Source organism: Streptomyces sp. NPDC005423 (assembly GCF_040606415.1).
Lineage (GTDB): Bacteria > Actinomycetota > Actinomycetes > Streptomycetales > Streptomycetaceae > Streptomyces.
The window spans coordinates 1-26,310 of sequence record NZ_JBEXET010000053.1 but is presented as its reverse complement, the minus strand read 5'-3'; the positions used below and the strand labels follow the sequence as shown (position 1 = coordinate 26,310).

Below are 26,310 nucleotides of genomic sequence, written 5' to 3'. Positions count from 1 at the left end.
CCCGTGCGCGACCGAACCGTGTGCTCCCAGGCCCGCGGTGCGCCCAGGCCCGCGTGCGACCGCCCGTGCCCCCGGCCGCGTACGCCCGGCTGTTCCTGCGTGCGGCGGCGGGGCGAGTGGGTGGGTGTGGTCGAACTCTTCTGGTTGGCAAGGGTTTTGGTGTCTTGCCAACCGGTCCTTCCTTCTCGACCTGGGGCTCGATCGGCGCTCCAGTGTTCCGAGACGGCGCCCCATGCTTGTGTTGCCAACATCAAGGCAAGGTTTTGCCAAGCCCGGAAGGCCGTTGTCAAAGGAGCCCGCCCTGATGTCCATCTCCGGCCTCATCGAGGAACACGTCCGTACCCGGCCCGACGCCGTAGCCGTCAGCTACCCCGAGTCCGGGAGCGGTCCGCTCACCTACCGGGAGCTGAGCGCGGCGGCCAACCGGCTCAGCTCCCATCTGACGGCGCGCGGCGTGGGCCGCGGCGACCGGGTCCTCACCTCGCTGCCGGCCGGAGCGGATCTGGTGACCGCGTTCCTGGCGATCGTGCGGGCCGGCGCCGCCTATGTGCCGGTGGATCCCGCCCACCCCGCCGAGCGGCGGCGGCTGCTGGCGCGGGACAGCGGTGCCCGCGCGGTGGTGGGCGACGCGGCCGGCGCGGCCGACTACGCGGGGCTGGAGGCGGTGTTCGTGGCCGTGGACGCGGAGGCCGGCGAGATCGCCGCCCGTTCCGGCGTGCTGGCGGCCGTGCAGCCTCAGCCGCAGGAGACGGCGTACGTCTGCTACACCTCGGGCACCACCGGCACCCCCAAGGGGGTCGTGGTGCCCCACCGTGCGCTCACCGATCTGGTGGGCTGCACCGACCACCTGCGGCTGGGGACCGACGACGTGGTGGCCCAGGCCGCCGGGCCGGCCTTCGACGCGGTCGCCTTCGAGATCTGGTCGACGCTGGCGGCCGGTGCCCGTCTGGTCGGGCTGGGGCGGGAGACCGTCGCCGACGCGGGCCGCCTGGAGCGGGCCGTCGCCGAGCACGGCATCACGACCCTGTTCGTGACCACCGCGGTCTTCAACCGGATCGTGCGGCAGCGGCCGGAGGCGTTCGCGGCGCTGCGTACCGTGCTGTTCGGCGGCGAGGCCTGTGACCCCCGCCGGGTGCGCCAGGTCCTCCTGGGCGGGGCGCCGCGAAGGCTGCTGCACGTGTACGGGCCGACCGAGGCGACGGTGTTCGCGACCTGGCAGGAGGTCACCGAGGTCGCCGAGGGGGCGCGGACGGTGCCGATCGGCCGGCCGCTGGGTGCCACGGTGGCGGTGGTGGTGGGCCGCGACGGCCTGCTGGTCGCCCCGGGCGGGACGGGGGAACTCCTGCTGGGCGGGCCCGGGCTGGCCTCGGGTTATCTGCAGCGGCCGGGGCTGAGTGCCCGCCGCTTCGTCGAGGACCGTTTCACCGGCGGCGGCGGGGTGCTGTACCGGACGGGGGATGTGGTGCTGCTGCGCGAGGACGGCGCGCTGGAGTTCGTGGGCCGGGCCGACGACCAGGTCAAGGTGCGCGGCCTGCGGGTCGAGCCGGGCGAGATCGAGTCGGTGCTCGGCGCGCACCCCGCGGTGGCCGCGGCGGTGGTGTCGGTGCAGCAGGCGCCCGGCGGCGAGAGCCGGCTGGTGGCGCACGTGGTGCCGGCCGGGGCCGTGGCCGGGGAGAGCGAGCGGATCACCGAGTGGCAGGAGATCTACGAGGCGCTGCACCACGACACCGGTGCGGCGGCCGGCCCCGGCACCGGTTCGGCGGGGTGGACCAGCGGTTACGACGGCCGGCCGCTGCCGGCGCGGCAGGTGGCGCAGTGGCGGCAGGCCACCGCGGAGCGGGTGCGTGAGCTGGGGGTGCGGCGGGTGCTGGAGATCGGTGCGGGTACCGGGCTGCTGCTGGAGGAGGTGGCGCGGGAGAAGGAGTGCGAGGAGTACTGGGCCACCGACTTCTCCCCTGCGGCGCTGGCGGCGCTGGCCGGGCGGATCGAGGCCGATGCCGGGCTGCGGGAGAAGGTGCGCCTGGCCTGCCAGGGCGCCGACGACACCAGCGGGCTGCCGGCGGGGCACTTCGACACGGTCGTGATCAACTCCGTGGTGCAGTACTTCCCCCACCTGGGTCATCTGCGGGGCGTCGTCGAGCGGGTGCTGCCCCTGCTCGCGCCGGGCGGCAGTCTGCTCCTGGGGGATCTGCGCAACCTCGACCTGGCGCGCTGCCTGCAGACCGGCGTCGAGCTGGCGCGGCCCGGGGCGGGCGGCAGGTGCCGGCAGGAGCTGCGCCGGGCGGTGGACGGGCGGGTGGCCAGGGAGACCGAACTGCTGCTGTCCCCGGCCCTGTTCACCACGCTGGCGGCGCAACTGCCCGCGGTGCGGGCGGTGGACGTACGGCTGAAGCGGGGCAGCGACCACAACGAGCTGACCCGTTACCGCTACGAGGCGGTGCTGCACACCGCGCCGGCCGTCGCCGACCTCTCCCACGCCGCGACCGAGCGGTGGGGGCACGCGGTGCGTTCGCTGGCGGACGTGGAGGCGTATCTGGGCGGGCGGCGGCCGGCGGTGCTGCGGCTGGCGGGGGTGCCCAACCGGCGTATCCACGACGAGTACACGGCGATGCGCGCCCTGGACAACCCCGTCGACGGCCTGGACCTGCCCGCCCAGGACGCGCCGGCCCCCGACCCCGAACTGCTGTGCGCGGCCGGTGAACAGCTCGGCTACCGGGCGCTGCCCACCTGGTCGGCGGCCGGCCCGCACGCCCTGGACGTCGTCTTCGTCGACCCGGCCCGTATTGCCGCCGGCCCGCTGCAGGGGGTGCTGCAGGTCCCGGCCGGCGGGCGGCCGTGCGCCAACACGCCGACCGGTTTCGAGGACGGCGCCGGCCTGGAGGCGGTGCTGCGCGGCCATCTGCAGGAGCGGCTGCCCGACTACATGGTCCCGGCGGCGCTGATGGTCCTGGAGACGCTGCCGCTGGACTCCAACGGCAAGGTCGACCGGGCCGCGCTGCCGGTGCCGGTGCCCGACGGTGCGGTGCCCGGGCCCGGGCCGGCGCCGGGCACTCCCTTGCAGGAGATCGTGCGCGACCTGTTCGCCGAGGCGGTCGGCGTGCCGCGGCGGATGGTCCACGCCGACTCCGACTTCTTCACGCTGGGCGGCCATTCGCTGGCCGCGGCCCGGCTGCTTGCACGCACCCGGGAGATGCTGGGCGCCGACCCCGGCGGGCGGGCGCTGTACGAGGCGCCGACCCCGGCCCTGTTCGCGGCGCTGCTGGGTGATGTGCCCGCCCGCGCCACCGGGCCGGGCGGGTCGGGCACCGACAGTGCGCTGCTGCCGCTGCGGCTGCGCGGGCCGCTGGACGTGGGCGCCCTGGAGGCCGCGCTGGAGGACCTGGCGGCCCGTCACGAGGCGCTGCGCAACTCGCGGCTGGGTTCGGCCGGCACCCGGCTGCGGATGCTCTCGCCCCAGGAGCACCAGCTGGATCTGGCGCTCCCCGCCGACCGGGTCGATCTGTGGTCACAGCTGCCGCTCGCCGCCGAGGTGGCCCGCGCCTACGGGGCCCGTGTCGGCGGCGGCGCGCCGCACCGCGGCCGGGACCTGCCGCAGGCGGCGCCCCGCGCGGTCTGGGGCGAGCGGGAGCCCACCGCGCTGCCGGGCAGCGTCCCGCAGGCCGGTGACGCCTTCTGCGCCACGCTGGAGGCCTGCTGGGACGCCGGCCTGCACGAGCGGCTGACGCGGCTGGCCGCGCAGCAGCACACCACCGTGTTCATGGTGGTGCACGCCGCGCTCGCGGCGCTGCTGGGCCGGCTGGGCGCGGGGCCGCGGATCACCGTGGCGGCGCCGGTCCCGGCCCGTGACAGTGCCGGGCTGCGGGCGGCGGTGGGCCCCTACGGGCGGGTCCTGGCGCTGTCGGTGGACACGGGCGGCGACCCGGCCTTCACCGAACTGCTGCGCCGGGTGCGTGAGGCCGCCCTCGCCGCCTACCGTGACGGCGACGCGCCCCTGGCGCTGCCCGGCGGGGTCGCGCTGAGCGTCCTGCAGGAGAGCACCGGCGAGTTCGAGGCGGCCGGGCTGTCGGTGGGGCTCTGCCGTCCCCAACTGCCGCTGCCGGCGGCCGACCTGGGGCTGACCCTCACCGAGCGGCAGAGCCCGGCGGGTGCGCCGGCGGGTATCACGGTGACGACCGCGTTCCGCCACGAGACGGTGGGCGAGGTTGTCGCCGCCTCCCTGACCGGCCAGCTCACCGCCGTCCTGGAGGCGGCCCTGGCCGCCCCGGCCACCCCACTGAGCCGGCTGCGGCTGCTGCCCGACGGCGGCGGGCAGGGGGTGTGGGCCGGGCCGGAGGCCGTCCTGCCCCAGCGGCCGGTGGCCGCCCTCTTCGCCCAGCAGGCCGCACGCGCCCCGCAGGCGCCCGCCCTGCCCGGCATGGCCTACGCCGAACTCGACGCCCGCTCCGACCTGCTGGCCCACGCGCTGATCGCGCACCGGGCGGGCCCGGGCACCTCGGTACTGACCGCCCTCTCCTCCCCCACCGGGTTCGCCGTCGCCGCGCTCGCCGTCGCCAAGACCGGCGCCGCCCTGCTGCCCGTCGACCCCTCCCTGGACCTCACCGACTCCCCCCACCCCGTGGTCCTGCTGCTGGACGAGACCGCCGACCTGCTGCTGCCCCCCGTGCCGGGCGCCGCCCGCCTGGTCCGCGACGCCGCCGCCGACCTGCTGCCCGCCGACGGCCGCTGGCCCGTCCTGGACAGCGACCGCACCCGGCCGCCGGCCGCCGGCGACCCGCTGCTGCTGGCACCCGGCGAGGACGGCACCGTCGTCATCGGCGCCGGGGCCGTCGCCGCCGCCACCCTGGCCGAACCCGCCGACGCCGCCTGGCTGGTGCACGGCTACCCCGACGCGGACGCCGCCCTGGCCCTGCTGGGCGCCCTGGTCCGCGGCGCCCACGTCCTGGTCCCCGACGGCCTCCTCGCCCACGCCGCACCCCACGAGGTCTGGGCCTGGCTGCGCCGCACCCACGCCCGCACGGTCGTGGGCGGCACGCACGACACCCTGGCCGCCCTGGCCGCGCTCGCCCGCGCCGAGGACACCGAACTGACCGTCAGCGGCGGCTGGCCGGAGGGCCGCATCGTCCTCCAGCAGCGGCCCGGCGGCCCCGCCCGCCCCGCCCCCGGCTACCGCGCCTACATCCTGGACGGCCGCCTCAACCCCGTCGGCCCCGGACACAGCGGCGCCCTGTACGTGGCGGGCGCGGGCGTCGCCGACGGCTACGACCAGCGGCCCGCGGCCACCGGCGAACGCTTCCTGCCCGACCCCTTCTGCCCCGGCGAGCCCGCCGGCGCCCGGATGTGGCGCACCGGGCGCGCCGCCCGCATCACCCCCGACGGCGCCCTGCAGATCCTGGACGGGCCGGCCGCCGACGACCCCTTCGCCGACGAGTTCGCCACCTTCGTCGTCCTCGCCGGCGCCGGCGGCCACCGCGCGCTGTGGCCCTCCGGTGCCGCCGTGCCCGCGGGCTGGCATCCCACCCACACCGAGGACCTGTACGAGTTCTGCCTGGACCACCTCAACGACCGCACCACCGACCTCTTCTGAAGACAACCGGCGACCGCGGCCGGCACCCCCGCACACGGCGGCACCGGAAGGAGGAACACCATGACCACACCCACACCCGCACCCGCCCCTGCCCCTGCCCCTGCCCCTGCCCCTGCCCCTGCCCTGGGGACCGGTACCGGTTCCGCGACGAGGGCGCAACACCCTTACCGCCAGCGGGAGTTGGGCCTCCTGCGGGCGGGGCGGCGGGCGGCGACGGCGGCAACGGCCGCACCGGGAGGCGGAGTTGCCCCTCTGGGGGGCGGGGCGGCGCTGCCCGCGCCCGGAGGATTCACTGAGCACACGTCAGAGACGGTTGCCGGTGCGGGGGTTGGTGTCGCGTGGCCGGGGCGGGGGTCAGGTGCTGCGGGGGTGGCGGACGGTGACGTCCTCGTGGGTGGCGGTGTGGTGGCGGGTGACGAGGACGGGCAGCGGCGGCAGGCGTCCGCGCCGGCCTGCGCCCACCAGGCGCAGGCGGTGCGCAGAGGGCAGTGCGGCAGCGGGCCTGCGGCGGCGGGACAGGCGGCCGGCACCCGTTCGGCCAGGGTGCAGTCCGGGCCGCGCCGGTGGGCGCAGCCGGTGGCGCAGTGCGGGGCGGAACGCAGGATGCGGCGCGGGTCGATGTCGTCGGGCACCTGGTCCAGCACGGCGGCGGCCGGTACCGGGTCGGCGAGGTGGGCCACCTCGCCGTCCAGGCCGCGGCGCACGCCCAGGACCACCGGCTGCGGTGCGTGCGCGGCCCCGCCCGGGGCACCACCGCACCGGCGGCCGGGGGCGGCCGGTGCCGCTCACCGCGGCGGGCGGGGGCCGGCGGGGATGCCCCGCGTGGCGCGGGCGAGGGGGCCGGGCGGGGTGCGGTGTTCGGGGAGTACGGCGCGGCGCAGGCCGGCGGCGAGTTCGAGCCGGGTGGTGATGCGCCGGGGTGGGCCGGGGCGGGCCTCATGCCTCATCGGCGTCCTGCGTCCGCGAGGAGTGGTGCCGGGGGTGGGCGGAGGCCGGGCGTGTCTCAGTTCGCCGCAGAGGGAGTCGAGCCGAGCCGGCTCTGGGCCAGAGCCTCCGCCAGGATCCGCCAGATCTCGGCGGCCAGGTCGATGTTGGCGTCCGTCTGCGCCTGTTCGGCCAGGGCGCGCAGTCCCCGCACGCCGCTGTCGTCGCCGGACAGGATGCGCAGCTGGTGGCGGAGGATGTCCAGGCGGACCCGGTCGCGGTAGGTCATCCGCGGTTCTTCCAGGGCGAGTTCGCCCAGCAGGGTGCGTGCGTCGTCGTAGCGGGAGGTCAGGAAGGCGAGGTCGGCCTTGAGGGCGGTCAGTTCCTGGCGCAGCCCGGAGTTGCCGACGAAGGCGAGCGCGGACTCGGCGGCCGTGACGCACCGCTCGGCGGCCCCCGGGTCGGCGGGGATCTTCTGCAGGTGCAGCCGGCCGGCGGCCAGCCGCAGCCGCAGCCACAGCACCAGGTCCTCGCTGCTGTCGAACTTCTCCAGGGCCTCCTCCAGGCAGCGCTGGGCGCCGGGGTAGTCGCCCTGGCGGACCCGGACGGCGGCCGCGGTCCACATCGACTCCGCCCACAGGGCGTTGGAGCCGCCCTCGACCAGGGCGGTGAGTTCGTCGGCGTGCGCGCGGGCGTCCGGCATCCGTCCGGCCTCGGCCTCCACCGACACCAGCGCCAGCAGGACGGCGGCACGGTCCTCGACGCCCAGCTCGCCGTCGCGGGCCAGCAGATGCGCGCCGACGGCGGCCTCCAGGGCGGCGGGGATCTCACCCAGCGAGCGCAGGCAGCGGGCCAGCCGGGTCAGTCCCCGCACCCGCAGCTCGGCCAGGCCGACGTCGTCGCCCAGGTGCACCAGCTCCTCCAGCAGCGCCCGCTCCCCGGTGTGGTCGCCCCGTACCCGGCACTGCGCCGCCAGCAGCCACAGCGCCTGCCAGCGCAGCGGCGCACTCTCCTGCCCCTCGGCGGCCAGCGCCTCGCGCAGCGTCTCCAGGGCGCTGTCGGAGCCGGTGGAGGCGGCCAGGGACAAGGCGTGGGCAAGGGAACCGCCGGGGGTTTCCTCGAAGTCGGCCGCTTCCACGCCGAGCCGCCCGGCGAGGTAGGTGACGGCCCGTTCGGTGGGCTGGCGCGCACCGGACTCCAGCCGGGAGAGATATCCGGTGGACATGCCGTCACCGGCCAGCGCGGACTGGGACAGCCCGCGGGCCAGGCGCAGTTTCCTCACACGGCGGCCGAAGGCGGGCTGTTGCAGCATGTGACCATTCCCTGGGTTGACGCGCGGTTCAGGGCCCCCGAACGGATCGGACGGTTGCCACCGGGGCCGCGACCGAGCGTAGGGCTGCGGGCAACGGCTGGGCAAACCTTTGCCACAGTCTCTGTACTGGGCCTCGTTCCGGACTCACGCGGTTGTCGTGTGTCTCTCAAGCGGCTCTCGAACGGGGGCGGGCAGCATCGGGGACGACCAGCCGCCGCCACCCCGCGCCGGCCTGCCGTATGTTCGACGGGAGTCGTCCATGAAACGCTCGGTTCCGGCAGGCCGTGCGGCCCCGGTGGGCCGCACCCCCCTGCCGGCCCGGGCAGCCGACGACACCCCCGCCGCCGACGACATCGGCTGGCCCCGCCACCACCGTACCCAGCCCGGCCCGCCCGCCCCGAATCCCGCCCCGGCCCAACAGGCTTGAGCGGGCGGGCAGTTCACGGACCTCCGCACCGACAGAATCCCACCCCGGCGGCACTCGCCCGGGGCGGCACCACCCTGGCAGGCCCCTTCCGGGTTGGCAACGGCCCCCGGCTGGCACACCCGGGCCGGCCCCGGCCCCCGCGGGCACATCCCGTCCGGACGGCCGCCGGGGCGGCACCGGCGGATACCGACCTCCCGGGCCTGCCCCGGGCCTGCCGGCCGCCGACGGCCATGGCCGGAGGGCCACTTCGTGAGACCGCGCCCCGGCCGGGGCCCGGCCTTCGAAGGGCCCCGCCGGCGACCACGCCCGCAACCGGCACCGGCACCGGCACCGGCACCCGCGGACGCAGGCCGTGCCGCCCGGGGCCGAACGGGCCGGGCGGGGTCAACTGGGGTGCGGGGCGCGGTGGTTCAGGGGGCGGTCTCGTGCAGGGCGTGGGCCAGGGTGCGGGCGGCGGTGTCGTGGTCGGTGCCGCCGCTGATCACCACCAGGGGGGTGCGGGCGCCGTGTGCGGCGAGGCGGGCGGCCAGTTCGCAGGCGAGGGCGCCGGCCCCGGAGTAGCCGGCGAGGACGAGGCGGGGGCCGGAGCGGGCCGCGGCCGCCAGTGCGTGCGCGGCCGCGGTGAGCGCGGCTTCGCCCCCGCCCGCGCGCAGCACGCTCAGCGCCTGCGGGCCCTGGCAGTGGCGCAGCAGTTCCCGGTGGGCCGGGGGCGGGGCGCCGGGCGCGTCCACCACGCAGACGGTGCCGGCCCCGGGCCGGGCCGCGGGCCGCAGCGGCACCAGGACGCCCGGCCCGGCGGGTCCGGCGGGCGGGCGGGGGGAGGCGGGGCGGGGCATGCGGGGCAGCGCCGCGCCGGTCAGCAGGGCCAGGGCGTCGGCGACGGTGAGCGGGCCGCGGGCGGTGCACGGCAGCAGCCGTAGCAGGTGCGCGGCCTGTGCCAGCATCGTGCGGGCCGCTTCGGCGCCGGCCAGGGCGGGGTCGTAGGTGCAGGTCAGGGCGAGGCCGTGGCGGGCGTCGGGGCCGGCGCGCAGGGTCAGCGCGTAGCCGGTCAGGGCCCCGACGAGGTCCTGGCGTTCGACGCGGACGCCGTGGCCGGCCAGCGCGGCGGTGAGGGAGCTCTGCGGGCGCGGCCCGTAGTCGAAGGCGAGCAGTGTGCCCGCTCCCGCCACCGTCCCGGTCCCCTCGGCGGCACCGGCGGCGGGGGCGGGGGCGGGGGCGGCCCATTCGTAGGCGGCCATCTCCAGGGCGCGGTCGCGCAGTTCGCGCAGCACCCCCGCCAGCGGGCGTCGGGGGTGGAGGGCGACGGTCATGGGCAGCGTGTTCTCGAACGGGCCCGGGGTGCGTTCGACGCCCTCCAGCAGCAGTCCCCGGCCGGGGAAGGCCAGCCCGAAACCGACCGCCCTGGGTGCGGGTGCCGCTGCCAGCGCACGGTAGGTCACCAGCGCCCACACCGCTTGCAGGACGCTGCTCTCGGTGGCGTCCCAGCGGGCCGCCCACCGGGCCAGCCGCAGGCTCTCGGCGCGGGTCAGCGCGGTGCGGTGCACCCCCGCCGCCCCGCCGGCGGCGGGGTGCGGCAGCGCCGGCGGCAGGGGCGCAGGGGGGTGGAGGCGGGCCGGGGCGCGGTCCTGGCCGTGCAGCCAGCGGGTGCAGTCGCCCAGGTCGGGCCGGCGCTCGCCGCCCGGCAGGCCGCCGCCGAGGTAGGCGCGGCAGCACTCCTGCATCAGCAGCCGCACGCTCCAGCTGTCCAGCAGGGCCCGGTGATAGGTGATCAGCACCTCGGTGCGGCCGGGGCCGCCTTCCAGCAGCGCCACCCGCAGCGGTCCGGGCCGGCGCAGGTCGAAGCCGCCCGCGCGTTCGGCCGCTCCTGCCGCCGCCCGGTCGGCGGCGCTGTCGCAGGAGCGGCGGCGCACCTCGGGCGTGCCCTGGTCGAAGACGACGGCCCGGGGGCTGGGATCCCACACGAAGGCGGTGCGCAGCACGCTCTCCCGGTCGGTGACGGCCTGCCAGGCGGCCGTGAAACGGGCGGCGTCCAGGGGGCCGTGCCAGCGCCAGGCCAGTTGCTCGACGTGGTGGCCGGGGTGCAGCAGCGCGCCGGCGAGCCGTTCGCGCATGAGGGGGGTCAGCGTCAGGGTGCGCGGCAGGGTCCCGCAGTGCCGGCCGCCGGCCGCCGGACGGCCCGGCGCGGGGGCGGGGGCGGGTGCGGGCGGGCCGGCGGTCAGCAGGTCGGCGAGCAGGCCCAGCGGATACGGTGCCTGGGTGCCAGGCGGGGGCGGGTGGGCGGGGAGTTCGACGGTGTGCCGGCCGGGCCCGTGGCGCAGCAGCCGGGGTGCGGGCAGCCGCCGCCCGGGGTGGCTCTCGGCGATCCGGTGGACGGCCCGGTGGAAGGCGTCCGCCTCCAGCGGGCCGCGCAGATGCAGGACCGCCCGCCCGGCCGACGCCGGAGTGGGGGCGGGGACCGGAGTGGGGGCGGGGGTGGGGGCGGGGTCGAGGATCGCGCACACGCCCGCCGGACGGCTGCCGTTCATCACCCCTGCCCCCCTTTGTGCCTGGATGTCGGTTGCGTGCCTGGCCGGCGGCCTGCCGCTACGGGCGCCGTAGTCCCGCCTCGAAGGCGTAGATCGCCGCGTGGACGCGGTTGCGCAGCCGCAGCTTGTGCAGCATGTTCTGCACGTGGGTCTTGACGGTGTGCTCGGACAGGGTCAGGCGGCGGGCGATCTCGGCGTTGGACAGCCCCCGCGCCAGCAGTTGCAGTACCTCGCGTTCGCGTCCGGTCAGCTCCTCGGGGCGCACCCGGGAGAGATGGGCCGTCCGCTCCGTGCGCACCGCCGCCGCTGAGGCGGGCGCGGGCAGGAGGGTGTAGCCGGCGGCGGCGAGGATGACCGCGGAGGCCAGCTGGCCGGGGGTGGCGGTGCCCGGCAGATGCCCGTGCCAGGCGGCGGGGCGGGCGGACGGCTCCGGGCCGCCCAGCATGATCACCCGGACGCCGTCGGCCGCCTCCCGGGCCAGCAGCGCCTGCTGTTCGGCGGTGAGGATGGCGTGCACCACCAGGACGTGCGGGCGCTGCGCGCGCAGCGCCGCGGCCAGCCGGGGTCCGGGCTGGCTCTCCCCGGTGACCCGGATCTCCAGATGGCCGGCGAGCAGGGTGCGGATACCGACCCGGGCGAGCGGATCGGCGCCGACGACATGCACCCGGACGGTGTGCCGGGGGGCTGCCGCCCGCGCGGGCGCGGGCTCATCCGCGGGGCGCGCCATGGGCGGCAGGACGTGCAGCGTGGCGTGCCGTTCCTCCATGGCTGCCTCCTCCATGGCTGCCTCCTCACGCTCGGCCTTCGCACCGTAGGCCGCCGGCGGGCTGCGCCCCGCTTTTCTCCAGCGGGCCACGAACCGTCCCCGATCCGCTCTCGTACCCGGTCCGCTCCCGTACCCGGTCCGCTCCCGGTTCCCCGGCCCGCGCCACGTTCTCCGCCGGGGGCGGGGACCGTGCGGCGGCCGGGGAGGCGGACCGCCCGCACGGCAACCGGCGTACGGGCGGCGCCCGTTGCCGCCACGACCCGTGGCAACGGGCCCGAGTGTGCACAGGGCTTGGCGCGGCCCCTGCTGCTTCCCGCCTCCAACGGGCCTTCTGCGCGCGTTTTCTGACTGTCTGTCACCGTTTTGTTTCCCTGCGGTCCGTCCGGGCGGTGCCGTTCTTCGCGGCGGCGGCGCGCGCGTGCCGGTGGGCGGGGCGGGGCGGGTCAGAGGCGGGCGGAGTGGAAGAGGCCGGTGAAGTCGATGCGGGGGCCGCAGAGCTGGAGTTCGGCGAGTTCGGCGAGGAGGGCGGGGAGGTGGCCCACCTGGCCGGTGCCGAAGCGGCCCGGGCCGCACACGAGCAGGAGTCTGAACCCGGCCGCGCACAGGGCGCGTTCGGCGTGGGCGGCGGAGCGCACCCGGCGGCCGGCGACCGCGCAGCGGGCCGCCTCCTGAAGGCCCAGTGCGCCGGCGGCGTGCGCGGCGGCGAGGGCGCCGATGCCGTCACCGGCGACCGCTCCGACCCGTATCCCCCATTCCTGCCACAGCCGGTAGAGGGCGGCTTCGTAGGCGAACAGCGCGGCCCGCGCGCAGGGGCCGCGGCGCAGCAGCCGGGCGTCGTGGCCGCCCTCGGGGGCGAAGACGACGGCGGCCAGCGGCAGCGGCAGCCGCCGGTCCAGGACCGCGCTGACCTCGTCGAAGCGGTCCCGGAAGGCGGGGAAGGTGCCGTAGAGGGCGCGGGCCATGGCGGGCCGCACCTGGGGTCCGGCGGTGAACAGCACGGCGGCGTCGCCCTCGCCCGCGGTGAACACCGGTGTGCGCCGCCCCTGTTCGTGCACCGCCCGCCTCCCGCCGTCCGCCATGTCGGCCCCGACGGTGTCGCGGCGTGCTGGAGGGCGGCACGAGAGCGGCTCAAGACGCGGCGGGCGGTTCAGCACGTACACGCGGGGGGTGTCGGGCCGGCTGCGGGCGGGGGCGGGATCTCGAGGATCGTCTGGTGGCTCTCCACGATCCTCCCGGCCGCGTCGAAGCGGAGTTCACCGATGAGGGTCCAGGCGGCGCGGCCCTGGCGGACGGTGGCGCGCAAGGCGACCCGTTCACCGTCGGCGAGGATGTTCTCGCAGGTCAGGCGGAGGGGTGTGGGAGGGGCGGCGGGGTGGAGGTCGGTCCAGTGGCGGGTGAGGGGGACCGGTTCGCCGCGGTTGCCGGCCGCGATCTGGGCGAGGGCGATCTCCTTGTTGCGTTCTGCGCGGCAGCGGGCGGTGAGGAGTTCGTGCAGGGCCCCGCTGAGGGGTTCGGTCAGCGTCGGTGGCATACCGCGAGGATCGCGGCGGGGGGTGGAGAGGTGTTGGAGAACGGGTGAAACGAATTCCGGCACCGAGTGTGTGAAGGAGGCGTGCGGGCTTTGCGCTTCCATTCGGCCAATTTCCCCGCCTTTTCGGAAATGCATTCGGCCGGATGTGTTTCCCCGGCGCCCCTGACCGGGGGCGCAGTGGTGAAACGGGCTCCACACCCCTAGCCGGCGGGGCGCGGCGCACCACCTTGTAGGGGGTGTTCCACTGTTGCCACTGCCGGGTGCGGACATCACGATGGAATCGATGCTCCCGCCGCTGCGGCGGGATGGTGGCAATGCGTTATTCCGGTGCCGGACCGCCCTGTGCGGCACGCCTGCGGGCCGGCCGTGCAAAGCCGTTGGCAGCTCGCGGGCTGGAGGTGCGTGTGCGTGTTCGACCGGTGCCCGGGCTGAGTGTCAGTGTCGATGCCCACGGGCGCCTGGACGTGGTGACGGCGCCTCCGGTGCGGCATGTGCGGTGCGGTCCGGTGGGCACCGCGGTGTGGCTGGCGCTGCGCCAGCACGACGGGGACGTGGAGGGCGCGGCCCGCATGCTGGCCGCGCTGTGGGGCACCGAGCCCGCCAACGCCCGTGCCGACCTGGACATCTGGGTCGATGAGCTGCGGGTGGCGGGGCTGGTGCGCGCCGAGCTGTGAACCGTCGCGCGGGGCCGCTCTCCGCCGCCGCTCGACCACCCCTATAGGGGGCCTGTCCACGCTGGTCGAGGTTAGGGGTGGACCGACCTGGACGGGGCGACTATGACGTTGGTGGGCAGGACAGCGGCGATCCACACCTTGGGGCAGGCGCTGGCGCAGTGCGCCGCGGGCCGCCCGGGCACCGTCCTGGTCGAGGGACCCACGGGCTGCGGCAAGAGCTCCCTGCTGCACACGCTCCTCGAACAGGCCGCGGCCACCGACGCGGTGGTGCTGTGCGCGGTCGGTTTCCCCGCCGAGCACGCCGCCCCCTACGGCGTGCTGCGCCAGCTGGCGGCCGGCCACCGCGCCCTGGCCGCCGCCCTCCGCCCCGGCGACGGCGACGGCGACGGCGACGGCGAGGGGGGCGGGCGGGCGCGGACGCAGGACATGCAGGCCTTCTGCGCGGAGCTGCGGGAGCTGAGCGAGAGCGCCGTGGTGGTGGTCGCCGTCGACGACGTGCACCACGCCGACGAGGAGTCGCTGGCCTTTCTGCAGTACCTGGCCCGCTACGCCCGCCCGGCGCGGATCCTGCTGGTCGTGGCCGGCACCCCGCACCACGAGGCGGCCCACCCGGGCTTCGCGACCGAGCTGATGCGCCAGCCCACCTTCCGCCGGATACGCCTGGAGCGGCTGGGGCGCGCGGAGTGCGAGGCGCTCACCCGCGCCGCCGGACACGACAGCGCCTCCGCCCACCACACCCCGCACACCCCGCCCACCACGGGCAGCACGGGCAGCACGGAGGGCGGAGGGGAGGCGGCGGGGTTCTTCTACGAGGCCAGCGGCGGCAATCCGCTGCTGCTGCGCGCCCTGCTCCAGGAACGGGAGCAGGCCCGGCCCCAGGATGCCGTGCCGGAGGCGGGCGGCCCGTTCGCCCAGGCGGTCCGGGCCTGTCTGCACCGCGCCGGTCCCACCCCGGCCGCCGTCGCGCAGGCCGCGGCGCTGCTGGGCCCGGCGGCGGAGGCGGAGCTGGTGGCCCGGCTGCTGGGGCTGGCCCCGGCGCCCGTGCGGCACGCGCTGACGGCGCTGGAGGCGGCGGGACTGCTGGCCGGGGCGCAGGTGCGCCACCCGGCGGTGGCCGAGGCCGTCCTGAGCGGACTGCCGGCCGGCAAGCTGGCGGCCCTGCACCGGCGGGCGGCGCGGCTGCTGCACCGCCGCGGCCGGCCCGCCACGGAGGCGGCCGGGCAGCTGCTGGCGGCCGATGCCTGTCTGGGCGAGCCCTGGCAGGCGACGCAGACCGAGAGCGACATCCTGTGCGAGGCCGCCGAGAGCCGGCTGGCCGGCGACGAGGGGCGGGCGGCGCTGCGGCTGCTGGAGGTCGCCCACGACAGCGCCGCCGACGAGCGCCGCCGCGACCTGGTCGGGATCCGGCTGGCCCGGGTCACCTGGCGGTTCAGCCCGGCCGCGGCCGAACGCCGGCTCGCCGGGCCGCTCGCCGCGCTGCGCGCGGGCCGTCTCGACGGCGAACCGGCGCAGCCGCTGGCCCAGTTACTGCTGCTGCAGGGACGCCTCGCCGACGCCTGCGACCTGCTGGAGGACACCGGCCGCGACCACCGCGCACAGGACCACCAGGCCCACGACAGCAGCCGGCACAGCGGCCAGGACGGCAGCCGGGAGAGGCGGGAGGGCAGCCGGGAGGGCGGGGAGGAGGGGGGTGTCTCGCCGCTGGACATCGTCATCGACGCGCCGCCCGCCGCCGCCGAGCGGCTGCTGCGCTCGGCGGCTCTGACCGAGGCGACCATGACGCCGATCGTGCAGGCGCTGGAGTCGCTGACGCTCTCCGACCACCCCGAGCGGGCCGTGCCCTGGAGCCGCGGCCTGCTGCAGGACGCCGAACGGCGCGGTGCGCCGGGCTGGGCCGCGGTCTTCGCCACCCTGCACGCACAGGCCCTGCTGCGCATCGGCGACCTGCCCGAGGCCGCCGCCCACGCCGGGCGCGCCCTGGACGAACTCCCCGAGCGCGGCGGCACCTTCCCCTACGCGGCGGCCGCGGTACTGGTGCGCGCCCACAGCGACATGGGCCACTACACCCAGGCCTGCCGCCAGTGCGACCGGCCGCTGCCGCCGGAGGTGCTGCGAAGCGTGCACGCACTGGCGTTCCTGCGCGCCCGCGGGCTGCACCAGCTCAGCGGCAACCAGCCCCAGGCCGCCCTCAGTGACTTCCTCGCCGTGGGCCGGGCGCTGCGGGCCTGGCACATCGACCGGCCCGCCTACCTGCCCTGGCGCAGCGACGCCGCGCAGGCACTGCTGCGCCTGGGCCGGCCCCAGCAGGCCGAGCGGCTGGTACTGGAGCAGCTGGCCGCACCGGACGCCCGCCGGCCCTGGGTACGCGGCATCTCCCTGCACCAGCGGGCGCTGGCCTGCGCCGGCGGGCGGCAGCGGGCGCTCTGGCTGGAGCAGGCCGTCGATGAACTGCACCGCTCCGGTGACCGCCTGGCGACCGCCCGCGCCATGGCCGACCTGGGCCGCACCCGGCAGGCGGAGGCCGGGGCACCGATGAAGGGCACCGCGACCGTGCGGGCGGCGTGGAACCTGGCCAAGGAGTGCGGCGCGCTCGCCCTGTGCAAGGAGATCCTGCCCGACGTGCCGCTGGCCCAGCCCCTGCCCGCCCGCCCCGGGCAGCAGCCCGCCGACCGGCCGGAGAACCGGCTGAGCAGCTCCGAGCAGCGGGTGGCGACACTCGCCGCGCAGGGCCTGACCAACCGGGAGATCTCCGCCAAGCTCTACCTCACCGTCAGCACCGTCGAGCAGCACCTGACGAAGGTGTACCGCAAGCTGCAGATCAACGGCCGCGGTGACCTTCCCGTCGACCTCGCCCTGGGCAGCGGCCCGGGACGGATCTCGGCCGAGCAGGCGGGTTAGGGGTGGCCAACGGGTTCCCCGCGCCCCCGCGGCCGGTATTGGCTCAAGGACGGGTACCGGCTGCCCGGCACCGGCGTACCGGCACACCCACCGGCGGTGGTGCCGTAGCGGCAGGCACCGCGGTGGCGCCGTGCACAACGCAGGAACACACCGGGAAACCGGCGGACACCGATGTGCCGGCGGACACTTCGACAACGCAGGCATCCAACACAACAACACACACAACCAACGCAGACAACGCAGACAACGCAGACAACGCAGACAACGCAGACAACGCAGACAACGCAGACAATAAAGGGTTGGGGTTCACCATGGCGTGGGACGAGAAGTTCGAGGAACTGCTGCGCGACTACCTGCCGTTCCTCGACGAGGACGAGCCGCTGGAGGCGCAGACGGATCTGCGCGACTCGGGCCTGGACTCGCTGGGCGCGGTCGAGCTGCTGGGCTCGCTGGAGAACGCCTACGACGTCCGGTTCGTGGACGAGGCGCTGTCACTGGAGACGTTCGCCACTCCGGCGGTTCTGTGGGAGACGGTCACCCGGCTGCAGAGCGCGCACCGCTGAAGGGCCCGCGCCGGCCGCGGGCGGGCCTTGAGGAGACCGGCCGGGCCCGCAGGGCGCGGCCGGTCTCCCTCACGCCGCGAACAGGTCGAACGTGGAGCCGTGGCGGGGTCCCGCCAGTACGTCCAGCAGCGGATCGACGGCGAGCATCGCCTGGTGCATGCGCTGCAGCTGCGGCGAGGGCTCCACGCCGAGTTCGTCGATCAGCCGCATCCGCAGCCGGCGGTAGGCCTCCAGCGCGGTGGCCTGCCGGCCCGAGCGGTACAGCGCCAGCATCGCCTGGGAGTGCAGCCCCTCATGATGGGGGTGACGGGCCGTCAGGTCGGTGAGTTCCGCGATGAGTTCGGAGTGCCGGCCCAGCCGCAGGTCGGCGTCGATGCGCCGTTCCACGGTGACCAGCCGGCTCTCCTGCAGCCGCATCACCTCGATGTCCAGGACGGGCCCCACCTTCACATCCACCAAAGGCGCCCCGCTCCACAGGTCGAGCGAGGCGCGGAAGCGGGCGGCCGAGACCGCGTTGTCGCCGGCCTCGAAGGCCGACTGCCCCTCTCTGATCAGTTTCTCGTACTGGTGCACATCGACGCAGCTGTCGTCGATCTGCAGCAGATAACCGCCGTGCCGGGTGGCGAGGATGTCCTTGGCGCCCGCCGGCGAACCGGGCCCCATCGCCGTGCCGAGACGCCTGCGCAGCTGCAGGATGTAGGTCTGCAGCGTCGTCAGGGCGCTGGGCGGGGGTTCCATTCCCCACAGCTCTTCCATGAGGGTCGGCACGGGCATCACCCGACCCGGGTAGAGCGCCAGCAGCGACAGGATCTGCCGCGGCTTGCCGGCCGTAGGAACGATCGATCCCCCGTTGACCTCGGCACTCAACGGACCCAGAACCTGAATCTTCACAGTGTCCTCCGTACCTCGTCGAGTTCCTTGTCCAGTTCCTTTCGGTGGCCAGAAATCTGCGCCATTACGCACGCTAGCCGCCTCCGTGCCCACCGAGCGATTTTCTGTAGCGGTCCTCTAGCGGCATTCCAAGTCCCGTACGAGGCACGGCATTTGACCCGTTCAAGAACGCTCAAGAACACATGTACCGGCACTGGAAGTGAACTGTGGGTTCCGGTCGGGGAATGCGCCCGGCGGATATTCTGCGACGGTGCGTGCGCCTGCTCCCCCCGGGAACAGGCCGGTTTTCGGACGGAGTCCTGATGGAATCGCTCAGTTCCGCCGGCCCCGCCGGCCCTGCCGGCCCCCTCGCCGCCGCGGCGGCCTCCGCTGCCGCCGTGGCGCGGGACGGCGGCGGGCGGCCCGGTACGCGCACCGGCAGGGAGCGGGGGCTGCGCCTGTACGTCTTCCCGCACGCGGGCGGCTCGGGGCTGATGTTCCAGGACTTCGCGGGGCGTCTGCCCGGGCACTGGGACATCCGCCCGCAGGACGCGCCCGGCCACGGCGCCGGCCTGGGACAGCCGCTGATCAGCGAGGGCCCCCTCCTCGTCGAGCACTTCCTTGACCGGCTGAGCCCCCAACTGGCCTCCGAACAGAGCCCGTTCGCGTTCTTCGGCCACAGCATGGGCGCGCTGGTCGCCTACGAACTGACCCGCCGCCTCATCGCGCGGGGCGGGCCGCTGCCGGTGTGGCTGGGCCTGTCGGCGTGCGGCGCCCCCAGCGACGGCGCCCCGCCCGACCCGGTGTCGCTGCGCGGGGTCGGTGACACCGAACTGCGGCGCCGGCTGGCCCTGCTGGGCGGCACCCCGCCCCAGGTGCTGGACCACCCCGGGCTGTGGAGCCTGTTCGCGCCGGTGATCCGCGCCGACCTGGAACTGGTCGCCAACTGGCATCCCGCCCCGCCCGGCACCCCCCTGCCGGTCCCGGTGTCGGTGTTCGCCGGCGAGCAGGACCACGCCGCCCCGCCCCACGCCCTGGCCCACTGGGCCGCGCACTGCGCCCGCTTCCTGGGCCTGCGCGTCTTCACCGGCGGCCACTTCTACTTCCGCGAGGACCCCCAGCCCGTCGCCCTCGCCGCGATCGCCGACATCCGCCGCGCCCTGCGCGAGCACAGCGGCGGCCCCGTCCCCGCATAACCCCCGCGGGCACCCCGCCCGCACTCCCCCGGCCCCCGGATCCCGCGTTCCCGCTGCCCTCACCTCCCCGCGAACCCGCCGCCGGCCCTCTGCGCGCCCGTCCGGAAAAATGCGGCGGCGGGAAGCGGAGGGAAACGGACGGAAAAACAGCGGACGGCATCCGGAGAAACAACAGCGGCCCGCACAGCGGGAATTGACCCGCACAATCGCACACCCCTCCCCCTTCACCCGCCGATCCCCCGTCCGCCCGTCCGTTCATTTGCTGCCGCCTTCACCCGGCGGTCCGCTCACCCGTTCATCTGCATCCCGCTCATCCCGCTCATCCCGCTCATCCCCTTCATCCCGTTCATGGGCTGCGGTGCGGTGCGTCAGGTTCTCGCGCCGACGGGGGCGGGGGCGGGCAGGGCGATACGGCGGGAGGCGGCGCGGCCCCAGGGGAATCCGTGGTGGAGCTGGAGGACGGGGGCGAGCTCCTCGCCGGCGGGCACGGCGACGGCGGCCAGGACGTCGGGCACCGGCTCCAGTTCCACGAACCGCCACCGTCCGGTGCGGTCGTCGGCGGGCGGCTGGAAGGACAGCACCCCGCGCTCGTCGTGCAGACCGAACCCGAACTCATCGAAGGGCAGCCCCAGACCCAGGCCGCGGGCCTTGGAGTAGGCCTCCTTCAGCGTCCACAGCCGCAGCACCCGCCGGTCCCGCGGGCGGCCCGCAGGCGCCCGGCCCACCCAGTCCTGCTCCGGGAGGGTGAAGGTGTGCAGGATCGTGTCGATGGCGTGCGCGTCACGGTCGAGGCGCTCGATGTCCACGCCGATGCGGTGGCGGCGCACGATACCGAGCAGGTTGTAGCCGCCGGCGTGGGAGAGGTTGAAGTCGAGGTGGTCACCGCCGCGCGGCAGCCCCCCGGGCAGCGGCTGCAGGAAGGGCCGCCCGCGCGGGGAACGCCAGATGACGAGTTCGGCCTCGGCCAGCCCCGCCTCCAGCGCCAGCGCCCGCCGTACGAGGGTGTGCGCGACGAGATACTGGCGCCGGTCCCGCTCGAACAGGAACCGGCCGGCGGTCTCCCGCTCCTGCTCATCCAGCCAGTGCGCGGCCAGCACACCGGCCAGCCCCGGCGCGAGGTCGTCGTTGGGGCACACCCACAGCTTGACCAGCGCGCCGCCCTCCCCGCCCGGCACCGCCCCGGCCGCCCGGGCCTCGGAGGCGGCGGTGAGCGTCACCACCTCCCCCCGCCCGACTCCGACCCCCGCCACGGGCGCTGGGACACGGGATACGAGGGCACGGCCGGGGAGGGGAGACTCCTGCTCGCGGACACGGACGGAGGCACCGGCGCGGCGGAGGACGCGGGCACGGTCGGGGGCACGGGTGCGGGCGCGGACAGGGACGCGGGGGCGGGAGGCCCGGGCAGAGCCCTGCGGTCTTCCGCCGGGAGGGGATGTCCGGCGCCGGCCGGCTTCCGCTGGGGGGCGGGGACGGGGAGAGTGCCGTCCGACTCCGTTGCCGGGCAGGGGTGTTCGCCGCCGCGAGGCGGGCGCGGGTGGTGGCCGGCGCCGGGCCCCGGTTCCGGCGCGCGGGGCGAAGGCCCCTCACTCAGCACCGGCCGCGGGTCCGCGTGGCCGCCGCCCGGGATGAGGGCCGGGACCGGGTCCGGGAGGGCGGCTTCAAGGCCCGGGGCGGAGGTGTCCGGGCGCGGCTGCGGGATACCGGCGGGGAGGCCGGTGTTCAACTGCGTTGCGGTGCCCGGGAGTTCCACCTCGCGGACGGCAGCCGGGGCGGAGACGGGGGCCGGGTGGCCGTCCGCCGGGGGGTGAGGCGGGTCGGGTTCCAGGGCAGGGACGGGGGCGGGGGCGGGGAGGCTCTCCTCTGGAGGCGGGGGCCGGTCGTCGAGGTCGTCACGGTCTTCGGACCCGGCGCCTGGGGCGGGGGTCCGGTGTCCGGCGTCCTGCGCCCCGGGGGGCGGCACCGGCTCCCGCTCCCCCTCCGGCTGCGGCTGCGGCTGCGGCTGCGGGCGGGGGCGGGGGCGGGGGGTCCACAGGGGCCGGCGTTCCATGGCGCTGCCGGGCAGGGGGATGACCGGGCCGGTCTGCCGCGCGGCCGTGATGTCGGTGCCGGCCAGCCACAGCCGGGCCAGCGCCGTCAGGTGGGCGCCCCGCCACAGGGCGTCCAGGTAGGCGGCCGTCTCGGGCAGTTCTCCCACCAGCAGGGCGGGTACGGCCGGGAAACGCAGGTCGGCGGCGCACACCCTTCCGCCGTCCCGCCCGGAACCGTCCGCGAACTCGCCCAGCAGGGCCGCCAGTTCACCGGTGCTGTGTGCGACCACGGCGAGCCGGCAGGGCAACACGGCGCGGCCCAGCCGCAGTTCCCGCGCGACCTCCTCCAGCCCGTAGGGGAGGGCGGGTGAACCCAGATGAAGGGCCAACTGCCGTGCGGTGGCGGTGAGATGGCCTGGTGTCGGCGCCGACAGCAGCACCAGCCGGCCCGCCCCCGCCGCCTGTTCACACTCCTCGCACCGGCCCCGGCGACCGTACGGGTCGTACAAAGTGCGCGGGTCGTACTGCGTGTGAGGGCCGTGCGGGCCGTGCGGGGTGTGCGGGGTGTCGTGGTGGGGGGCGGCTGGTCCGGGGGTGCGGGGCGGGGGCGGGAGCGGGGGCGGGGCCTCTTCGAGGAGGATGCGGGTGAGGCTGCCGCCGGTGGCGCGGACGGTGACCGTGGCCTGGCGGGGCAGTTCGCGGCCGGTCTCCTCGCGCGGCCGGGGCCACTCGCCCGGTTCCGCGCGCCCCGGTGCGGGCAGCAGCACGGCGTGGCGCAGTTGCAGCAGCGCCCTGAGCACCGCCGTGAGCCCGGTGGCCGCGCCCGTGTCTCCCACGGCGGCTGTCGCGCTCTGCCCGCTCTCGCTCAGCCCGGCCGGTGTCCCGTCGGCGGCGCTCTCGCCGAACGCCCGCCGCGCGCACCACAGTTGGCTGTCCGAGGTGCCGGTGTCCGCCGGCGAGGCGGCGGCGAAGGGGGTGGGGTCGGCCCCGTCCCAGGGCCATGCCCGCGCTGCCTCTCCCGCGCCGCTGCCGGGCTGCCGGGTGTGCCACGGCCGTCCCGCGCCGGCAGGCCCGCCGGCGCCATCGTGCCCGGGAACGCCGTCGACCTGTGCGGTGGTTCCGGCGACGGCGTTACGGCCGCCGGTGGCGCCGGTGGGGTCGGGCTGCCGGCCGGTCGCGGCACCGGTGTGTGCGCCCTGGGCGCCGTTGGGGCCGGTGGCGGTGGTGGTTGCCGCGTGGGTGGTGGCGGGGCGGGCGGGGTGGCTGCCGATGTGGCCGGTGGCGGTGGTGCGGATGACGGCGTGGACGGTGTCCCCGGCGGCGAGGGCGGCGTCCAGGGGCCGCAGCAGCAGGGCACCCGCCGCTTCGGCGCGGCCCGGGCCGTGGCGCTGGGGGTGCAGGCGCAGGTCGGCCACGCCCACCAGCGCGGCCGCGCACTCCCCGGCGCGCAGCGCGCCCACCGCCAGGTGCAGGGCGGTCAGGAAGGAGGACTCCCCGGTGTCGACGCACTGGCTGGGCCCGCGCAGGTCCAGCAGGGCGGAGAGCCGGCCGGGCAGACCGCCGGGGGCGTCCGGCGTCCTGTGGGGGGCGGCGAGGAGGGCGTAGTCGCCGGGTCCGGTCGCGGTGTAGACGCCGACGGCGCGGGGGCGGCCGCCGGCGGTGAGGGTGTCCAGGCGGGCACCCGCGTATCCGGCGCTCTCCAGGGTGTGCCAGGCGCTCTCCAGCAACAGCCGTTCCTGGGGGTCCATCAACTCCCCCTGGGCGGGGGTGAGTCCGAAGAAGGCGGCGTCGAAGGCGTCGGCCTGGTCGAGGAAGCGTCCCCGGTAGCCGTCCTTGCCCGCCGGCCGCCACGACGTTCCCGGCGCCGGCGGCCGGCCGGCGCCGGCCGTGATCCCCGCCCGTGCCTGCTGCCAGAACGTCCGCAGGTCCGGGGCGCCGGGAAAGCGGGCGTGAACACCCGTGACCGCGTACCCCGCGTGCTGATCCCGCGAGCTGGTTCCACCCGCCGGCACGGTCAGGGCGCGTACCGGCGGGGGGTGATGGGCGGCAGCAGACACCGGAACCGGTACGGATGCCGGTACGGATGCCGGTACGGATGCCGGGGCCACAGGCGGTGTGGGGGACGGTGGTTGTACGGGCGTCTGGGCCACCGGTGGTACGGACGGCGGGAGTTGTGGGGAGTGCGGCGGCGGTGGGGGCGCCGGTGGTGCCGGCGTGGGCAGGGGTGCGGGTGCCGGCGGTGCGGCGGCCGGGGACGGCAGGGAGGGCGGAGCCGGGGGTGCCTGCGGCGGCGGGGTGGGGGAGAGGAGGGCTACCGTCTGGTCGCGGCTGAGGGCGCCGTTCTTGAAGCGGGTGAGGATTTCTCTGGTGTCCACGCCGTGTCCCCGGGTTCAGGCGGCCCGGGCCGCCAGCAGGGCGACCGCCTGGTCGATGCTGACCCGGTTGTCGCGCACCGCGTCCAGCAGCGCGTCCAGTTCGCCCGCGGACAGGGCCGTCCCGGCGGCGGCCTGCGGGAGGGGGCCGGCCGCGAAGGGCGGGGCGGCGGGGGCGGTGCCGGGGTGGGGGGCGAGGGTGGTGTGGGCGGCGACGTGGGCCGCCATCGAGGCGAGGTCGGGGTGGTCGTAGAGGGTGACGGGCCGCTCGTCGAGGCCGTAGGCGTGGTTGACGCCGGCCACGAACTCGGCGGCGAGGATGGAGTCGATGCCCAGCCGGGCGAAGTCCGCGCCGGGGTCGATCTCCCACGGGTCGCAGTGCAGGATCCGTGCCAGGTGGGTGCGCACCACCTTCAGCACGGCCGCCTCCCCCGCCTCGGGGCCGGGCCCGGCCTGGCCCTGGCTGCCGGCGGGGCGGGCCGCGCGTTCGGCGGCGACGTGGCGGGCCAGCGCGGCGGGCGTGGCGTGGTCGTAGAGCGCCGCCGCCGCGATCCGGGTGGCGAAGCGGGCGTTGACGGCGGAGACGAACTCGATGATGAGCAGCGAGTCCAGGCCGAGGATCTGGAAGGGCTGGCGGGGGTCGATCCGGGCGGGGTCGACCTGCAGCACACCGGCCAGCACCGCGGTCAGCTCCGCGAGGAGTTCCCCGCCGTCGCCGGCGGGTGCCGTCTGCTCGCTGGTCATGGTGGACGCCTCCGCGAAGGATTCGGTGCCGCCCGCCCCAGCCCCCCGCCCCACCGCCGGCCCCGGCCCGTCCCCGCCCCGGCCGGCACTCCGCGAGCCGGCGGAAGGGAACGGGCGGGCAAGGACGTCAGCAGAGACCGCAGAGACCGGAACAGGCAGGAACAGGCAGGAACGGGGTGGGCAACGGGCGGGCGGAGCAGGTGGGGCGGGCGGAACGGGTGAAGCGGGGTGGGGCCGGGGGGTGGGGGCCGTTCGCAGGGGTGGTGCGGGCGGAACCGGGCTGCGCGGAGCGGGAGTTGGCGGCGGGGGTTCAGCTTGCCGGGGCCAGGCGGCCGTCGAGGGGGCCCTGCTGGGGCGGGAGGGCCGGCGGGGCCAGGGCGCTTTCGGGTGCGGCCAGCAGGATGGAGTGCTGCAGCCGGCGCAGCCGCGAGGAGGGCTCCAGGCCCAGGTCGCGGCCGAGGGTGGTGCGCAGCTGCTGGTAGACGGTGAGGGCCTCACCGCGCCGGCCGGAACGGTGCAGGGCCAGCATGAACTGGGCGTGCAGGGTCTCGTGGGTGCGGTAACGGCTGGTCAGCACGGTCAGTTCGGCGAGCAGTTCGCGGTGGCGGCCCAGCCGCAGGTCGGCCTCGATGCGCTGGTCCAGCGCGCACAGCCGGCTCTCGTCGAGCCGTTTGGCCTCCATGGTCAGCTGCGCGCCGCGCTGCACGTCGGCGAAGGCGGTGCCCGACCACAGGTCCAGGGCGGCGCGCAGGGTGCGTGAGGCACCGGCGAAGTCGCCCGCGTCCACGGCCCGGTAGCCGGTGCCGGCCAGCCGCTCGAACTCCAGGACATCGCTCCTGCCGCCGTCCATGGACAGCAGGTATCCCCCGGGCAGTGTCATCAGCACGTCCTTGGCACCACGCCGCACCGCGCCTCCGCGCACCGCACCGCCCCGCACCGCGGCCGGCCCCGCGCCCTCGCTGCCGTCGTGGCCGGTTTCGGCGAGGGCCGCGGCGATCAGCTCGCGCAGCTGAAGGACGTAGGTCTGCAGGGTGGTGCGGGCGCTGCGCGGCGGGCTGCCCGACCACAGTTCCTCGATGAGGGAGGCGACCGGCACCACCCGGTCGGCGTGCAGCGCCAGCAGCGCCAGGACCTGCCGGGGCTTCGGCGCCGTCGGAGCGACGGACACCCCGCGCTCCCTCACGTCCAGTGCGCCCAGTACGTCGATGTCCACGCCGTCTCCCCTAGTCCGCGTGCGCTGCCGGCACTCTCCGATTTAAAAACAGCACGCCCGGTCTGTCAATACCGGACCGTATGTTCTGTTTTTAACAAGGTGCTAGTAACCGTCGAGTGTCAACATCGGCCGCATGACTGCATATTGGACTCTTCGTCCGGCCGGCACGGTCGAGAACCGGTCCAGGGGCGCAGGAGCCGCCCGGCGGCTTCCGCCACCCAAACAAACCTTACGGTTTGGTATGGGGTGGGGGAAGCCGCCGGGCGGGCCGTCACCGGCCCGCCGCGGGCCACCGCGCGGGCTCCGCCGGGCGCCGGAGGACGCGGAGGGTCCGCCGGGTCACTGCGGGGGGTTGCCGTGCTTGCGGGAGGGCAGGTCGGCGTGTTTGGCGCGGAGCATGGCCAGGGAGCGCGCCAGGACCTGGCGGGTCTCGGCGGGGTCGATGACGTCGTCGACCAGGCCGCGCTCGGCGGCGTAGTAGGGGTGCATCAGCTCGGACTTGTACTCCTTGACCATCCGCGTCCGCATCGCCTCGGGGTCGGCCGCCTCGGCGATCTGGCGGCGGAAGATGACGTTGGCGGCGCCCTCGGCGCCCATCACCGCGATCTCGTTGGTCGGCCAGGCGTAGGTGAGGTCGGCGCCGATGGACTGGCTGTCCATGACGATGTAGGCGCCGCCGTAGGC

The 26,310-nt window shown here is 76.3% G+C and carries 19 protein-coding genes; 6 read left to right on the top strand and 13 right to left on the bottom strand.

Annotated features, from left to right (window positions below):
• Positions 1 to 304: 304 nt before the first annotated feature.
• Entirely contained in the window at positions 305 to 5,584 is a 5,280-nt protein-coding gene (locus ABZT12_RS34500; protein ID WP_356392181.1) for an amino acid adenylation domain-containing protein, read from the top strand.
• Between the two features lie 164 nt (positions 5,585 to 5,748).
• Here the strand turns inward: ABZT12_RS34500 and ABZT12_RS34495 are convergent, their stop codons facing one another.
• From ABZT12_RS34495 to ABZT12_RS34485, 3 genes are all read right to left on the bottom strand, one after another.
• Positions 5,749 to 6,288, bottom strand: coding sequence for a hypothetical protein (locus ABZT12_RS34495; RefSeq protein ID WP_356392178.1), 540 nt, complete (start codon positions 6,286 to 6,288; stop codon positions 5,749 to 5,751).
• A gap of 81 nt (positions 6,289 to 6,369) precedes the next feature.
• Positions 6,370 to 6,531, bottom strand: coding sequence for a hypothetical protein (locus ABZT12_RS34490; RefSeq protein ID WP_356392175.1), 162 nt, complete (start codon positions 6,529 to 6,531; stop codon positions 6,370 to 6,372).
• Between the two features lie 56 nt (positions 6,532 to 6,587).
• The gene (locus ABZT12_RS34485; RefSeq protein ID WP_356392173.1) at positions 6,588 to 7,820 is read right to left on the bottom strand and encodes a helix-turn-helix domain-containing protein; all 1,233 of its coding nucleotides are present in this window, start codon (positions 7,818 to 7,820) and stop codon (positions 6,588 to 6,590) included.
• 259 nt (positions 7,821 to 8,079) lie between these two features.
• On the opposite strand from ABZT12_RS34485, the gene ABZT12_RS34480 reads away from it, so the two are divergent.
• Positions 8,080 to 8,247, top strand: coding sequence for a hypothetical protein (locus tag ABZT12_RS34480; protein ID WP_356392170.1), 168 nt, complete (start codon positions 8,080 to 8,082; stop codon positions 8,245 to 8,247).
• A gap of 410 nt (positions 8,248 to 8,657) precedes the next feature.
• Here ABZT12_RS34480 and ABZT12_RS34475 read toward each other — a convergent pair whose 3' ends face one another.
• From ABZT12_RS34475 to ABZT12_RS34460, 4 genes are all read right to left on the bottom strand, one after another.
• Positions 8,658 to 10,772: a condensation domain-containing protein gene (locus ABZT12_RS34475; protein WP_356392167.1), complete on the bottom strand. Its 2,115-nt coding sequence runs from the start codon at positions 10,770 to 10,772 to the stop codon at positions 8,658 to 8,660.
• Between the two features lie 58 nt (positions 10,773 to 10,830).
• On the bottom strand, positions 10,831 to 11,553 hold the full coding sequence (locus ABZT12_RS34470) for a response regulator transcription factor (RefSeq protein WP_356392164.1): 723 nt from the start codon (positions 11,551 to 11,553) through the stop codon (positions 10,831 to 10,833).
• Positions 11,554 to 11,981: 428 nt separating this feature from the next.
• Positions 11,982 to 12,593, bottom strand: coding sequence for an acyltransferase domain-containing protein (locus ABZT12_RS34465; RefSeq protein ID WP_356392161.1), 612 nt, complete (start codon positions 12,591 to 12,593; stop codon positions 11,982 to 11,984).
• Positions 12,594 to 12,685: 92 nt separating this feature from the next.
• Entirely contained in the window at positions 12,686 to 13,069 is a 384-nt protein-coding gene (locus tag ABZT12_RS34460; RefSeq protein WP_356392158.1) for a hypothetical protein, read from the bottom strand.
• A gap of 404 nt (positions 13,070 to 13,473) precedes the next feature.
• Here ABZT12_RS34460 and ABZT12_RS34455 point away from each other — a divergent pair, with 404 nt between their 5' ends.
• The 3 genes from ABZT12_RS34455 to ABZT12_RS34445 all read left to right on the top strand — a co-directional run bounded on the left by ABZT12_RS34455 (position 13,474) and on the right by ABZT12_RS34445 (position 17,204).
• The gene (locus ABZT12_RS34455; protein WP_356392155.1) at positions 13,474 to 13,743 is read left to right on the top strand and encodes a PqqD family protein; all 270 of its coding nucleotides are present in this window, start codon (positions 13,474 to 13,476) and stop codon (positions 13,741 to 13,743) included.
• A gap of 111 nt (positions 13,744 to 13,854) precedes the next feature.
• Positions 13,855 to 16,641 (top strand): AAA family ATPase, encoded by a 2,787-nt coding sequence (locus tag ABZT12_RS34450; protein ID WP_356392152.1) that lies wholly within the window; start codon positions 13,855 to 13,857, stop codon positions 16,639 to 16,641.
• Positions 16,642 to 16,952: 311 nt separating this feature from the next.
• Positions 16,953 to 17,204, top strand: a complete 252-nt coding sequence (locus tag ABZT12_RS34445) for a phosphopantetheine-binding protein (protein ID WP_356392223.1) — start codon at positions 16,953 to 16,955, stop codon at positions 17,202 to 17,204.
• 69 nt (positions 17,205 to 17,273) lie between these two features.
• Here the strand turns inward: ABZT12_RS34445 and ABZT12_RS34440 are convergent, their stop codons facing one another.
• Positions 17,274 to 18,095: an AfsR/SARP family transcriptional regulator gene (locus ABZT12_RS34440; protein WP_356392149.1), complete on the bottom strand. Its 822-nt coding sequence runs from the start codon at positions 18,093 to 18,095 to the stop codon at positions 17,274 to 17,276.
• Between the two features lie 302 nt (positions 18,096 to 18,397).
• On the opposite strand from ABZT12_RS34440, the gene ABZT12_RS34435 reads away from it, so the two are divergent.
• Entirely contained in the window at positions 18,398 to 19,270 is an 873-nt protein-coding gene (locus ABZT12_RS34435) for a thioesterase domain-containing protein (protein ID WP_356392146.1), read from the top strand.
• A 368-nt stretch (positions 19,271 to 19,638) separates the two neighbouring features.
• Here ABZT12_RS34435 and ABZT12_RS34430 read toward each other — a convergent pair whose 3' ends face one another.
• The 5 genes from ABZT12_RS34430 to ABZT12_RS34410 form a co-directional block, all read right to left on the bottom strand.
• A complete protein-coding gene (locus ABZT12_RS34430) occupies positions 19,639 to 20,487 on the bottom strand; it encodes a 4'-phosphopantetheinyl transferase superfamily protein (RefSeq protein ID WP_356392143.1) in 849 nt (282 codons plus the stop codon).
• Complete coding sequence (locus ABZT12_RS34425; RefSeq protein WP_356392140.1) at positions 20,484 to 23,309, bottom strand: beta-ketoacyl synthase N-terminal-like domain-containing protein; 2,826 nt, start codon at positions 23,307 to 23,309, stop codon at positions 20,484 to 20,486. The genes ABZT12_RS34430 and ABZT12_RS34425 overlap by 4 nt, the downstream gene beginning before the upstream one ends.
• Positions 23,310 to 23,687: 378 nt before the next feature.
• Positions 23,688 to 24,413, bottom strand: a complete 726-nt coding sequence (locus ABZT12_RS34420; RefSeq protein ID WP_356392137.1) for an acyl carrier protein — start codon at positions 24,411 to 24,413, stop codon at positions 23,688 to 23,690.
• Between the two features lie 310 nt (positions 24,414 to 24,723).
• Entirely contained in the window at positions 24,724 to 25,626 is a 903-nt protein-coding gene (locus ABZT12_RS34415; protein ID WP_356392135.1) for an AfsR/SARP family transcriptional regulator, read from the bottom strand.
• 339 nt (positions 25,627 to 25,965) lie between these two features.
• On the bottom strand, positions 25,966 to 26,310 hold a 345-nt coding region (locus tag ABZT12_RS34410), incomplete at its 5' end, for a carboxyl transferase domain-containing protein (RefSeq protein ID WP_356392133.1).

Bases quoted from the DNA above. Each gene is read 5' to 3' on its own strand.
- ABZT12_RS34500 (WP_356392181.1), top strand. From the start codon at position 305: ATGTCCATCTCCGGCCTCATCGAGGAACACGTCCGTACCCGGCCCGAC.
- ABZT12_RS34490 (WP_356392175.1), bottom strand. From the start codon at position 6,531: ATGAGGCATGAGGCCCGCCCCGGCCCACCCCGGCGCATCACCACCCGG.
- ABZT12_RS34485 (WP_356392173.1), bottom strand. From the start codon at position 7,820: ATGCTGCAACAGCCCGCCTTCGGCCGCCGTGTGAGGAAACTGCGCCTG.
- ABZT12_RS34480 (WP_356392170.1), top strand. From the start codon at position 8,080: ATGAAACGCTCGGTTCCGGCAGGCCGTGCGGCCCCGGTGGGCCGCACC.
- ABZT12_RS34475 (WP_356392167.1), bottom strand. From the start codon at position 10,772: ATGAACGGCAGCCGTCCGGCGGGCGTGTGCGCGATCCTCGACCCCGCC.
- ABZT12_RS34470 (WP_356392164.1), bottom strand. From the start codon at position 11,553: ATGGAGGAGGCAGCCATGGAGGAACGGCACGCCACGCTGCACGTCCTG.
- ABZT12_RS34460 (WP_356392158.1), bottom strand. From the start codon at position 13,069: ATGCCACCGACGCTGACCGAACCCCTCAGCGGGGCCCTGCACGAACTC.
- ABZT12_RS34445 (WP_356392223.1), top strand. From the start codon at position 16,953: ATGGCGTGGGACGAGAAGTTCGAGGAACTGCTGCGCGACTACCTGCCG.
- ABZT12_RS34435 (WP_356392146.1), top strand. From the start codon at position 18,398: ATGGAATCGCTCAGTTCCGCCGGCCCCGCCGGCCCTGCCGGCCCCCTC.
- ABZT12_RS34420 (WP_356392137.1), bottom strand. From the start codon at position 24,413: ATGACCAGCGAGCAGACGGCACCCGCCGGCGACGGCGGGGAACTCCTC.